Here is a 12385-nt window from a genome sequence, read left to right as displayed (position 1 = left end):
ACTTCTCACGCTTCGTCGTCGGGAAGCCGCGCCACCCGGACGGTCGGCAGTGACCCGAACAGCCGGTCGATTTCGTCGTTCCGACGCTCGCCCGCCGACCGGTCTCCGAAGTCTCGGTGTCCGACACCCCGGCCTCCGGCATCCCGGTCTCGGACGTCTCGATTGTCGGAACTCACGGGAGAGTGTAGGGCCTGCTGGCCCTTGAAACCTGATTCCAACTGGTACGTGGTCCGACGAGTCGTTCGCGTGGAGGGAACTGCGTTTCAAGCGACAGCTATTACATCGCACTGTCCTAAGGGCCGACCATGACCACAGGAGTCGTCCTACTCAACTTCGGCGAGCCGTCGGAACCGACTCGCGATAACGTCGTCGCCTACCTCGAACGCATCTTCCGCAACAACGCCTCGCTGGAGGAGGCCGACACCGACGAGGAGCGACGAGAGCGCGCCCGTCAACTCGCGGAGCGACGCGCGCCCGGTCTCATCGAGGAGTACGAGGAAATCGGCGGCTCTCCGTTGAACCCTCAGGCCGAGGCTCAGGCCGACGCGCTGGCCTACGAACTCGACGCCCGTGGCTACGACGCCGAAACCTACGTCGGCATGCAGTTCACCGAACCGTTCATCGGTGACGCCGTCGAGGCCGCCCGCGAGGACGGTGTGGACGAACTCGTCGGCCTGCCGGTCTACCCCCTCTGCGGCGCCTCCACGACCGTCGCCTCGCTCGAAGAACTGAAGGACGCGACCGCGGAACGCGACTGGGACGTGCCGGTCGCCGAAATCACGGGCTGGCACCGCCACCCCCTCTACAACCAGATTCGAGCAGAGAACGTCCGCCGATTCGCCGAGGCTCACGGGGTGGACCTGACCGACGATAACACCGAACTCGTCTACTCGGCCCACGGCACACCGCGTCACTATCTGGACGAGGGAAGCCGGTACGACCACTACGTCGAGGAGTTCTGCGAGGTCGTCGCCCGCAAACTCGGCGTCGACTCCTACACGCTCGGCTACCAGAACCACGAGAACCGCGACATCCCGTGGACCGAACCCGACGTGGAGGACGCAATCGAGGACGTCGGTGAGGCCGGTGACACCGAACGCGTCGTGGTCGAACCCATCAGCTTCATGCACGAGCAGAGCGAGACCCTCTCGGAACTCGACGACGAACTCCGCGAGGAGGCCGAGGAACTCGGACTCGACTTCTACCGCGTCCCGGTTCCCCACGACGACGACCGCTTCCGAACCGTCCTCGGCGACCTCGTGGAACCGTTCGTCGGTGACTTCGACCCCGGCTACTACCAGTTCCGGCAGTGCCAGTGTTCGGACTCGCCCGACGCGATGTGCCTGAACGCGCCGGTCGAGCGAACATGAAGCCGGGCGAGGACTCCCGGCAGTCGGTCGGCATCGTCGGTGGCGGCATCACCGGTCTCTCGCTGGCCCACTACCTCGACCAGCGCGGCGCGGAGTTCACCCTGTTCGAGGCCGCGCCCGACCCCGGCGGCGTCGTCCGGAGTCGCAACGTCGACGGCCACCTGTTGGAGCGGGGCCCCCAGCGCGTCCGACGCACCGACCGCATCGACGACCTCGTTGCGGACCTCGGCCTGGAGTCGGAGGTTCGGACCGCCGACCCGGACCTCCCCATCTGCGTCTACGCCGACGACGAACTCCGGTCAGCGCCATTCTCCGCCGAGGAGTTCGGCGAGACCGACCTGCTGTCGGCCGACGCGAAGCGCGAGGTCCTCGGCGAACCCTTCACCGACCCCGCCGACCCCGACGAGACCGCCGCCGAGATGTTCACTCGGAAGTTCGGCGCGGAGACCTACCGAAACCTGCTCGGCCCTCTCTTCGGCGGCATCTACGGTTCGGACCCCGCGGAGATGCCGGTCGGTCACGCGCTCTCGGGCCTCCTCGAACTCGAACGGCGCCACGGAAGCCTGTTGAAGGCCGCCATCCAGCGCACGGCGGGCGGTCGGGAGACCCCGCCGGCTATCTCGCTCGACGACGGCCTCCAGCGACTGCCGGAGGCCCTCGCAGAGACCCACGCCGACTCGATTCGACTCGAAACGCCAGTGACGGCAGTTCGAGAGGGTGACGGCGGCGAAGACGGTCCGACCTACGAACTCGAAACCCTCGACGGTACGTCAGCGTTCGAGCAGGTCGTCCTGACCACGCCCGCTGGGCTCACGGCCGACCTCGTGGCCGACCTCGCGCCCGACTCGGCCGACGCACTCCGCGAGTTGAACTACAATCCGCTCGCCATGGTCTACCTCCGGGCCGACATCGAAGCGGAGGGTGACGTGGACCCGGCGGCGTTAGGCTATCAGGTCGGGTTCGACGAGGACCTCCGGACGCTCGGCGTCTCGTGGAACGCGAGCATGTTCGACCGGGGAGTTTACACCGCGTTCCTCGGCGGGATGCACGACCCCGAAATTCTGGACGAGAGCGAGGAGCGGATGGGCGAGATTGCGGCCGCGGAGTTCGAGCAGGTCACGGGCGCGCCAGCGGAGGTCGTGGACGTGAACCGCCTCCGGCGCGGGTTCCCGGCCTACGACACCTCGTGGGAAGCCGTGGAGCGGGTGGAACTGCCCGAGGGCGTTCGATTGGCGACCAACTACACCGCGAGGATGGGCGTCCCGAGTCGGATTCGGGAGGCCGAGTCGCTGGCCGACGAGTTCGCCGAGCGCCTCGACTGATTGGCTGACGCTTTTTCACTTCCGTCGAAGTATCACGGTTCTTCCTACCCGAAGCCGAATCCATCACGATAATTCCATGTCGAGATGGGACCCCATCCCAAACCGTCTCCCGATAGAAATATTTACTACAATCTGAGTTCCTATTTCTGAATACGGACGCCCCGCCGCACGGTCCCTCCACGGCGGGGGTTTCCATCTACTCCAACCATGTGGCAAGACATCGTCATCCTCGCTGGTAGCATCGTCGCGATAGCAAGCCTCTTCCCGACCCTCTTGGACGAGAACGCCTCGGTCCCCCACTCGACCAGCGTCCCCACGCTGGTCGTCCTCTCCGGACAGGGGGTCGCGTTCTACTCGCTCGGCCTGATGGGGTCTGCGCTCGGCGCAGGTGCCGGGTTCGTCGTCTGGAGTCTCATCGCCTACTACAAGGCCCCCGACGACTCGGCGGTCTCCGAGTCGGTCTCCGAACCGACCCCCGACCACGCGCCGGACGCGTCGTCTCGGACGACCGGCGCGCAGCCTCACGCCGACTGAAAACGGTTCGCTGATTCTTCGATTCGATTTCGCGGACTGCTCTTACTCCCAGTTCCACTCCTTCGCGGTCTCGACGAACGCCTTCGCGTTCTCGACCGGCGTCTCGCGGTCGATGCCGTGGCCCAGATTCAGGACGTGACCCTCGGGTCCGGCCTTCTCGATGACGTTCTCGGTCTCTTGGCGGACGAACGCCTCGTCGCCCAGCAGGTACGAGGGGTCGAGGTTGCCCTGCACGGGCAGGTCGCCCAACTGGTCGCGCGCTTCTCGCATGTCCACGGTCCAGTCGAGGCTCACTACGTCCGCGCCGGAGTCGGCCAGCAGGTCGAGTTTGCCGCCCGGGTTCCGAGCGTACACGACCGAGGGTACGTCGCAAGCGTCGAAGATGCGCTGGTGGAGCGGTTGGACGAACTCCCGATAGTCGTCGGGAGTCAGGAGTCCGGCGTAGGTGTCGAACAACTGAATCAGGTCCGCGCCCGCCTCGACCTGATACTCGACGTACTCGACCACCACGTCGGCGAAGCGTTCGAGCAGACTCCGGAACGCCTCGGGGTACTCGACCCGGAACCGGCGGATGGGCTTCTGTTTCTTGCCCGCGGGTTGGCCCGCGACGGCGTAGGCCGCGAGGGTGAACGGCCCGCCGGCGAAGCCGATGATGCTGGTCCGGTCACCGACGCTCCGCTGGAGGCGTTCGAGGAGCGCGCCGACGTAATCGAGTTCCTCGCGGACGTCCGCGTGGCTCTCGGGCACCTCCGAGGGACGGGTCACGGGGTTCTCGATGACCGGGCCGGTGCCGCTCTCGATGTGGTAGTCGAGACCGAGCGGTTCGAGGACGGTCAGGATGTCCGAGAACATCACGAGGCCGTCGGGTTCGAAGATGTCCCACGGCAGGAGGGTGATGCGCTCGGCCACCTCGGGCGTCGAGATGGCCTCCTTGAAGGTGTAGTCCTCCCGGATGTCGCGGTACTCGGGGATGTACCGCCCGGCCTGTCGCATCAACCAGACCGGCGGTCGCTCGGTTCGCTCGCCTCGCGCCGCTCGTACCAGCAAGTCGCTCATTACTCCGGGCGTTGGCACGGCGTGGGCTAATGGTTTCGGAATCGTGGCCGGGAAACTGTGGCCGGTCTCGGAGGGGTGTACCGTCGATTAGCAACGAAGACCGACGAGCGAGCAGTGGGGAGTTGCCCCCGCGACGACCGAGAAGGTGCCCGGCCCCTTCGTCCGCTCGAAAACAGTTCGCCGGGCCTACTGCGTCGGTTGACGGTCGGTCGCTATCGGACCGGCAGCCGATTGTATAGGCGCTTCCGATCTTTATATATGATTCCTTGAAACGTGTAAATACTATTTTTAAGCATAATTTTCTTTTCGAGTCCGGCGCGTGCTGGCGCGACGCCCGCGGGCGTCGCGCCCAACCGCGCGGAGTCCTGCGGCCGCGGGTGCCGTGCAGGTGCGGTCTTCCTTCGTTCGAGCGGTGCTAGCTTCTCTCTGTTCCCCTCAGTCGGGACCAGATTCTTCGGTCTCCGGTATCGACACCCTCGAACCCTCTCGATACCGTCGAAAACGAATGACAGGGAATAACTCTAAGTCCCGGTAGTCTGTGTGCCACGTTATGGAAGGACACGCAGACCTCCGAGTCGTGAACGCGCGGGTCGTCACGCCCGCCGGAACCATCGACGGCGGCGTCGCGGCCGCGGACGGCGAAATCGTCGCGGTCGGGTCCGAGCGCAATCTCCCCGACGCGGACCGAACCATCGACGCCGAGGGTAACTACCTGATTCCGGGGTTCATCGACCCCCACGTTCACTGGGGGCTCTCGCGCTACGAGTACGACTACCACGAGGGGTTGGCCCACGACTTCGAGACCGAGACTCGCGGGGCGGTCCACGGCGGCGTCACGACCGTCGTGAACTTCCTGCTTCAACCCGACCGCTACCTCCCAGACATGGACTTCTTCCGCGAGGTGGGCCGAGAGAACTCCTACATCGACTTCGCGTATCACGCCATCGTCCACCAAGACCACCACGTCGAGGAGATCGAGGGACTGGCCGAGGAGGGCGTCCGCTCGTTCAAAATCTTCTTCAACTGGTACAAGCACGCCTCGCCCGAGCTGGGTATCGACCACTCCGACGCCGGGCGCGTCTACAAGGTGCTGGACAAGGTCTCGGAGATCAACAATGGCGTGGTGATGTTCCACGCCGAGAACGAGGACCTCGCCCACGAGCGCAGGCAGGAGTTGCAGGAAGAGGGCCGCAACGACCTCGAAGCGTGGTCCGAATCCGCACCGAACATCTGCGAGGCGATGCAGATCGAACAAATCGGGCGACTCACAGAGTACACCGACTCGCGCGCCTACATCGTCCACATGTCCACGGGCGAGGGCGTGGACATCTGCGAGCGGTTCCAAGAGCAGGGAGTCCAACTCCACGCCGAGACCCTGCCGGCGTTCCTCGGCCACACCAAGGACGAAGACCTCGGCGTCTGGGGCAAGATATCGCCGCCGCTCCGGGGCGAGGACAGCAAACACCGACTCTGGGAGGGCCTGCGAAACGGCACGGTCGAGTATCTCGGCACCGACCACTGCCCGCACAAGATCGAGTTCAAGGAGAAAGACGGGGGCAAGTACGGCGACGTGTGGGAGGCCATCCCGGGCGACAACAACGGCATCGAGTACTTCCTCCCCGTCATGATGAGCGAGGGCGTGAACGAGAACCGCATCTCGATGGAGCGACTGGTCGAGGTCGCCTGCGAGAACAACGCCAAACGCTGGGGGCTCTACCCCCGGAAAGGCGCACTCGTCGAGGGCTCTGACGCCGACATGGTTATCGTGGACCTCGAACGGTCGGCGGTCGTGGACGACGACTTCTATCACACCATGGAACCGCGCTACTCGACGTTCCACGGGCAGGAACTGACCGGTCTCCCGACCCACACCATCGTCGGCGGCGAAGTCGTCGTGGAAGACGGCGAGTTGCAGGTCGAAAAGGGCGGTCGGGAGTACCTAGCTCGCGGGCCGGAGGGCGTAGTCCGGAACTGACGGACGTTCCTCTTCCATCCACGAGACAGTGCCCCGCTCCCCGAACACCCGTCCTCGACGCTCTCGATGGCCTCCCGAACGTCGTGCCGGAACGCTGGGCCACCACCAAAGTCTCATATCCAAATATATTCGGTGGGTTGTTTTAGGGCCGGTTGTGTTAAGTACGGACGATGACCCCGGACCCAGACCGATTCACGTCTCGACGTTCGACCGTCTACGCGCCGAACGGACTCGTCGCCACTAGCCAACCGCTCGCCGGCGAGGCGGGCGTCCGAATCCTGCGCGAGGGCGGCAACGCCTTCGACGCCGCGGTGGCGACCGCCGCGGCACTCAACGTCGTGGAACCCACGAGTACGGGTCTCGGCGGCGACGTATTTGCGCTCTACCGGACCGCCGACGGCGAGGTCGGCGCGATGCGCTCTTGCGGCGGCGCGCCCGCCGAGGCGACCATCGAGAACGTCAGCGCCGCGCTGGAAGCCGACGCGAACGCCGACGAATACTACCCCGAGTCGCGGGGCTACGCGACCGACGCCGACGAGGACGCGGGGATGCCCTTCCTCGGCCCTCACGCGGTCACGGTGCCCGGTACGGCCCGCGGGTGGGAGGCCACCGTCCAGGAGTTGGGTCGCCTCACGCTTTCGGACGCGCTCGGCCCGGCCATCGAGTACGCGACCGAGGGGTATCCCGTCTCGGAGATTATCGCCTCGCACTGGACCGGCGCGGAGGACCTGTTCACCGACGACCACGCCCGCGAGGCCTACCTGAAGGACGGTCGCGCGCCCGACGTCGGCGAGACGATGCGTCTGCCGCGCCTCGGCGAGTCGATGCGAAGAATCGCCGAAGAGGGTGCCGACGTGTTCTACGAGGGCGAAATCGCCGAGCAAATCGTCGACGAGGTCCAGTCGAAGGGCGGGTTCATGACCGAAGCGGACCTCGCGGGCTTCGAACCGGAGTTCGTCGACCCGGTCTCGACGACCTACAACGGCGCGGAAATCTACGAACTCCCGCCGAACAATCAGGGTCTCGTCGCGCTCGAAGCCCTGAACATCGCCGAGGAACTCGGTGCGGGCGACCACCCCCTCGACTCGCCGGAGCGAATCCACTACTTCGCGGAGGCGATGAAGCGGGCGTTCCACGACGGCCATCGCTACATCACCGACCCCGAGTTCGAGCAGATTCCGGCGCTGGAGTCCGAGGAGTGGGCGGCCGAGCGCGCGGAGGGCATCGACGGGTCCGCCGACCACGACGTTTCCTTCGGCGTCCCCGACTCTCACGCCGAAGACGCCGATACGGTCCTCCTGACGGTCGCCGACGACGAAGGGAATCTGGTCTCGTTCATCAACTCCCGGTTCGCTGGCTTCGGGTCGGGACTCGTGGCGGGCGACACCGGCATCGCGCTCCAGAACCGCGGGGCCTCCTTCTCGCTCGACCCCGACCACCCGAACAGCCTCGAACCCGGCAAGCGACCGTTCCACACCCTGATTCCGGCGCTCGCCAAGTTCGACGAGGACGACTGGGCGGCGTTCGGCGTTATGGGCGGCTACATGCAACCGCAGGGCCACGTCCAGGTAATCTCGAACCTCGTGGACTACGACATGCCGCTTCAGGCCGCGCTGGACTACCCGCGCTGGCGCTACCGCGAATCGGGCGAACTCGCGGTCGAGGGCCGCCTCGACGGTGGTATCCAGTCGAAACTCGCTCGCAAGGGCCACGACGTGCGCGTCCTCCCGCCGGTGATGTTCGGCGGTGCTCAGATCACCCGCGTCGAGGGTCTGGACTCCGAAGACCCGGTTCTCTCGGGCGCGACCGAACCCCGGAAGGACGGAAACGCGACGGGTTACTGACTCGTCGTTTGGGAGCCTCGACGGGTTTCCCCGGACGCGCGCTGACTGACTTATTCTGCTCCGGCGCGCGCTGGCGCGGCGCAACTGTGCGCCGCGCAAATCGCGTGAGGGACGAGTAGCGCAGCGGAGCGAGCAACGCAGGAGGCTGGGGAGGCGTGAGGCTCTCGGGGTGCGGTGGCGTAATTTATCCACTCACACAGTGCTAACTCCCGACGTTCACAGCGGGGTCGTAGTTCGATGCGATACGTTCTGGACTCGCGAAGTCGTTCCATCTACGTCTCGACATTTCCCCGACCAACCAACAGATATCGTCTCGAGCATAACTATTGGTTGCTAAAGAGAGGATATACAATAGGTATAAATAACTGGATGTTACTCTTCGGTCTCTTCCTCGTCGCCGTCGATGGTGATTTCCGTGGGTTCGCTCTCCACGTCCTGCCACTCTCCCGACCTGCCGCTCTGGGACCCGAGGAGGTAGCCGATGGCGAACGTCAGCGCGAGAAGGACGAGCGTTCCGAGTGGCGACCGGCCGCGGTCTGTCTGAGTTCGTGCTTGCATACTCTACCCGACGAGCGAGAGGGACTTTGTGGTTGCGGCGACGGAACGCAGTTCGTGACGAATCTCGGAGACCGTCGAGGAAGCTAGCTGCCGTGTGGGCCACGGAGTCATCGCACGGCCTCGCCACCGCACCGCGAGAGCCTCACGCCTCCTCGACCGCGTTCGAGTCTCGGCTACCCTTCGTGCCGTCGAATCTTGTCGAGAAACCCCGTGAGCGGTGCCTCGATGGTGATCTCGGTCACCTTGCCTCCGTCGTCGTCGTAGACGAGGATTCCGGCCTCCTCCAACTTCGGCAGGTGGGTGTGGTGGAGCGCGGTGGCGATTTGAGTCCGCTTTATCATCGACACATTGTCCGGCGGTTGCTGGAACTCCCGGCCCGCAACCTGGTCGGTCAGGTCCTCGAGCGAGACTGGCGCGGGCAGGCCGTCGAGGCACGCGAGGGTGTGTCGTCGGTACCTATCGCTAAGAAGAGTCAGCACTTCGTCGACGCCGAGTGACCCGCCGCGGTCGTCGTCGTCAGCGGCGGAGTCGCCGGTCATATCCGACAATTTTCCTTCACGCTTAAACGGCTATCGCATTCCGTTGGCCGGCCGTCGGGCGTCTACGTCGCGGCAGAAGAATCGATAGAAGCGCCTCTGTCCGACTATCCGAGACTACCTTCCATCTCCAACTCGATGAGGCGGTTGAGTTCGACCGCGTACTCGATGGGTAGCTCTTCGGTCAGCGGTTCGATGAAGCCCGAGACGATCATCTGCTTGGCGTCGTCGTCGTCGAGTCCCCGCGACTGGAGGTAGAAGACGTCCTCGTCGCCGATTTTGCCGACGGTCGCCTCGTGAGCCACGTCGACCTTCGACTCGTCGATTTCCATGTAGGGCATCGTGTCGGAGGTCGACTCGTTGTCGAACATCAGCGCGTCACATTCGACGGACGTGGAGGCGTCGGTCGCGCCCTCCGAGATGTGGACGAGACCGCGGTAGTTGGTGCGGCCGCCGTCCTTCGAGATGGACTTCGACTCGATGGTCGAGTTGGTCCGGGGTGCGTTGTGGTAGACCTTCGCGCCCGTGTCGATGTCCTGGCCCTCGCCAGCGAACGCGATGGAGATGTGATTGGCCGAGGCTCCCCGTCCCTTGAGAATCGAGGAGGGGTAGAGCATGGTGGCTTTCGACCCCATCGACCCCGACACCCATTCCATCCGTCCACCCGCTTCCACGATGGCGCGCTTGGTGTTGAGGTTGTAGGTGTTCTTCGACCAGTTCTGGACGGTCGAGTACTGGACGTGAGCGTCTTCTTTGACGAACACTTCCACACCGCCGGAGTGGAGGTTGTGAGTACCGTACTTCGGGGCCGAACACCCCTCGATGTAGTGGACCTCCGAGCCTTCCTCGGCGATGATGAGGGTGTGTTCGAACTGGCCCATCCCTTCGGAGTTCATCCGGAAGTACGCCTGGACCGGCATCTCGACGGTGACGTCCTCGGGGACGTAGACGAAGCTCCCGCCCGACCAGACCGCGCCGTGGAGCGCGGCGAACTTGTTGTCGCTCGGCGGGACGCAGGAGGTCATGAAGTACTCCTTCACGAGGTCCTCGTGTTCGCGGACTGCCTCGTCCATGTTGCAGAAGACGACGCCCTTCTCCTCCCACTGCTCCTGCATGTTCTGGTAGACGACCTCCGATTCGTACTGGGCACCGACGCCCGAGAGCGCCTTGCGCTCGGCCTCCGGAATCCCCAGCTTCTCGAACGTGTCCTGAATGTCGTCCGGCAGGTCGTCCCAGTCGTCGGTACCCGTACGCTTGTCCACGTCGGGCCGGATGTACGGGACGATCTCCTCCACGTCCAACTTCGTCAAGTCCGGCTGGCCGGGCCAGTCGGTCGGCATCGGCATGTTGTTCCAATGCTCGAGCGCCCGGAGTCGCTGGTCGAGCATCCAGTCGGGTTCGTCCTTGTCGTCGCTGATGAGACGGACGACCTCTTCGGTCAGCCCCTTGTCGGACCTGAGCGCCGCGCTCTCTTCCTTTTTGAACTCGAAGCGCTCTTCGGTGTTGGTTTCCTGAAGCTCTTCACTACTCATGTACTGATGACTGGGTACCGAAGCCCCTTAACTTCGGTGTCGATACCCGGCTCGAAGAAACCGATTGTGGTTACGAGAGATCTAGAAAGTAGGCCGCCAGCGTTACGCTTCGGAGGTGTCGGTGTCGACGCTCGCGTCGGTCCCGGTCGAACCCACGTCAGGGTCGGTCGAACCGACGTCCGGATCGGCCGCTTCCTGGAGTTCGTCTTCGATTTCTTGACGCCCTTTCTTGAACTCGCCCATCGCCTCGCCGGTCGAGCGGGCGAGTTTCGGAATCTTGTTCGCGCCGAACAGCAGGACGGCGATCAGGAGAATCACCATCATCTCCATCCCGCCCGGAATCGGCCCGAATAGTGGAATCATCTGTTCCATCTCTACCTCACGGTTCGGCCCCTCACTTGTAGGCTTTTCCCCCCGAGATTTATATCTCGCACCCGAACGCCGAGACGACCCGTGACCGACCCTGCAGACGACGCCAGCGCATACGTCCTCGAATCTCACGCGGAGACGGTCGAACTCGTCCTGCGAGGGGCCGACGCGGTGGCCGTGACGTGGGACGCCGACTGGACCACCGACCCGACCGAAGTAGCCGACTCGCTCCGCGCCGGACTCGACGCCGCGGGCGTGTGGGCGCGCTTGCCCGACGTACTCGCGGGAGCGGTACGCGCGGCAGGCTACTCGCTGTCCGCACCGCCGGTCGCCGACCCGCCGTACGTGGCCGCCACGAGTCGCGGGCCGATGCTCCGTGCCACGCTCTCGGACGGCCGACTCGTGATTTGCTTGCAGGTCTTCGAAATCGAGCGCGCGGACGACGCTCCTCGGTACCGCCGCGGCCCGACGACGCCCGTCGACGCGGTGCATGCGACCTTCAAGTGACTCCGGAACGTACGCAGACGAAATGGAACGAGTACGAGTCGACGGCCCGACGGCGTCGGCCTCGCCCGGGCGCGCACTGCTCGCGGCGGCCGCGCTCGGTCTCGGTGGATACGGATTCGCGGTACTGGTCGTCGGAGTGACGGCGGTCGCACTGATAGCGGCGGGCGTCCCTCTGATGGACCGACCAGCACTCCTGCTCGGTCTCTCGGTCGTGATGGGTCAGGGCGTCGCGTTCGGAACCTTCGCGGTCGGCTATCTGGCGTACACCGACCGCGGACTGGACTTCGTCGAGGCTCGGATTCCGACGCTCCGGGACGTCGCGTGGTCGGTCGGCGGCGTCGTGGCGCTGTTCGCCGGTCTCGTCGTCGTCTCGGCGATACTGTCCGCGCTCGACGTCCAGTCGGCGTCGAACGCGGTCGAGGAGTTCGGCGAGCAGGACCCTCGAATCTTCCTCCTGCTGGTCCCGCTGTCGTTTTTGTTCATCGGCCCGGGCGAGGAACTACTCTACCGCGGAGTCGTACAGGGCCGCCTCCGGGAGGCGTTCGGGCCGTGGGTCGCCATCGGCGTCGCTAGTTTCGTCTTCGCGGTCGTCCACGTCTTCTCCTTGCAGGGGTCGGGAAAACTCCCGTATCTCGCGGTGCTGTTCGTCCTCTCGCCGGTCCTCGGCATCACGTACGAGTGGACCGACAACCTCGTGGTTCCGGCGTTCGTCCACGGCGCGTTCAACGCGGTCCAGTTCTACGTCGCCTATCTGGGCGCGACCGGCGGGTTGCCCTGAGTTC

13 protein-coding genes are annotated in these 12385 nt (G+C 64.9%); 7 read left to right on the top strand and 6 right to left on the bottom strand.

The annotated features are described in order from the left end of the window. Positions 1 to 5: 5 nt before the first annotated feature. Positions 6 to 176, bottom strand: a complete 171-nt coding sequence (locus tag E2484_RS25100; RefSeq protein WP_170977385.1) for a hypothetical protein — start codon at positions 174 to 176, stop codon at positions 6 to 8. A gap of 129 nt (positions 177 to 305) precedes the next feature. On the opposite strand from E2484_RS25100, the gene hemH reads away from it, so the two are divergent. The 3 genes from hemH (at position 306) to E2484_RS16375 (ending at position 3226) form a co-directional block, all read left to right on the top strand. Beyond that, positions 306 to 1370, top strand: a complete 1065-nt coding sequence (gene hemH, locus E2484_RS16385) for a ferrochelatase (RefSeq protein WP_137286255.1) — start codon at positions 306 to 308, stop codon at positions 1368 to 1370. Then, positions 1367 to 2692, top strand: coding sequence for a protoporphyrinogen oxidase (gene hemG, locus E2484_RS16380; RefSeq protein ID WP_137286254.1), 1326 nt, complete (start codon positions 1367 to 1369; stop codon positions 2690 to 2692). Before hemH ends, hemG begins: the two co-directional genes overlap by 4 nt. A gap of 207 nt (positions 2693 to 2899) precedes the next feature. Beyond that, positions 2900 to 3226 (top strand): hypothetical protein, encoded by a 327-nt coding sequence (locus tag E2484_RS16375; RefSeq protein ID WP_137286253.1) that lies wholly within the window; start codon positions 2900 to 2902, stop codon positions 3224 to 3226. Between the two features lie 42 nt (positions 3227 to 3268). Here the strand turns inward: E2484_RS16375 and hemE are convergent, their stop codons facing one another. Next, positions 3269 to 4282 carry a uroporphyrinogen decarboxylase gene (hemE, locus tag E2484_RS16370; RefSeq protein ID WP_137286252.1) on the bottom strand — a complete coding sequence of 338 codons (1014 nt, stop codon included), beginning with the start codon at positions 4280 to 4282 and terminating at the stop codon, positions 3269 to 3271. A gap of 550 nt (positions 4283 to 4832) precedes the next feature. Between hemE and E2484_RS16365 the strand changes: the two genes are divergently transcribed. Both E2484_RS16365 and ggt read left to right on the top strand, forming a co-directional pair. Beyond that, a complete protein-coding gene (locus E2484_RS16365) occupies positions 4833 to 6257 on the top strand; it encodes a dihydroorotase (RefSeq protein WP_137286251.1) in 1425 nt (474 codons plus the stop codon). Positions 6258 to 6427: 170 nt separating this feature from the next. Continuing rightward, positions 6428 to 8101, top strand: coding sequence for a gamma-glutamyltransferase (gene ggt, locus E2484_RS16360; protein WP_137286250.1), 1674 nt, complete (start codon positions 6428 to 6430; stop codon positions 8099 to 8101). A gap of 372 nt (positions 8102 to 8473) precedes the next feature. On the opposite strand, the gene E2484_RS16355 is transcribed toward ggt, so the two are convergent. From E2484_RS16355 to E2484_RS16340, 4 genes are all read right to left on the bottom strand, one after another. Further along, a complete protein-coding gene (locus E2484_RS16355) occupies positions 8474 to 8659 on the bottom strand; it encodes a hypothetical protein (RefSeq protein WP_137286249.1) in 186 nt (61 codons plus the stop codon). A 173-nt stretch (positions 8660 to 8832) separates the two neighbouring features. Further along, complete coding sequence (locus E2484_RS16350; RefSeq protein ID WP_137286248.1) at positions 8833 to 9198, bottom strand: DUF7344 domain-containing protein; 366 nt, start codon at positions 9196 to 9198, stop codon at positions 8833 to 8835. 104 nt (positions 9199 to 9302) lie between these two features. Further along, positions 9303 to 10727 carry a Fe-S cluster assembly protein SufB gene (gene sufB, locus E2484_RS16345; RefSeq protein WP_137286247.1) on the bottom strand — a complete coding sequence of 475 codons (1425 nt, stop codon included), beginning with the start codon at positions 10725 to 10727 and terminating at the stop codon, positions 9303 to 9305. Between the two features lie 102 nt (positions 10728 to 10829). Then, positions 10830 to 11099, bottom strand: coding sequence for a Sec-independent protein translocase subunit TatA/TatB (locus E2484_RS16340; protein WP_137286246.1), 270 nt, complete (start codon positions 11097 to 11099; stop codon positions 10830 to 10832). Between the two features lie 81 nt (positions 11100 to 11180). Between E2484_RS16340 and E2484_RS16335 the strand changes: the two genes are divergently transcribed. Then, a complete protein-coding gene (locus E2484_RS16335; protein WP_137286245.1) occupies positions 11181 to 11603 on the top strand; it encodes a hypothetical protein in 423 nt (140 codons plus the stop codon). A 22-nt stretch (positions 11604 to 11625) separates the two neighbouring features. After that, positions 11626 to 12381, top strand: coding sequence for a CPBP family intramembrane glutamic endopeptidase (locus E2484_RS16330; protein WP_137286244.1), 756 nt, complete (start codon positions 11626 to 11628; stop codon positions 12379 to 12381). The last annotated feature ends 4 nt before the right edge of the window (positions 12382 to 12385 follow it).

This window comes from Halorussus salinisoli (assembly GCA_005239435.1).
In the GTDB taxonomy this organism is placed as follows: Archaea; Halobacteriota; Halobacteria; order Halobacteriales; family Haladaptataceae; genus Halorussus; species Halorussus salinisoli.
This window is presented reverse-complemented; position numbering and strand designations above follow the sequence as displayed.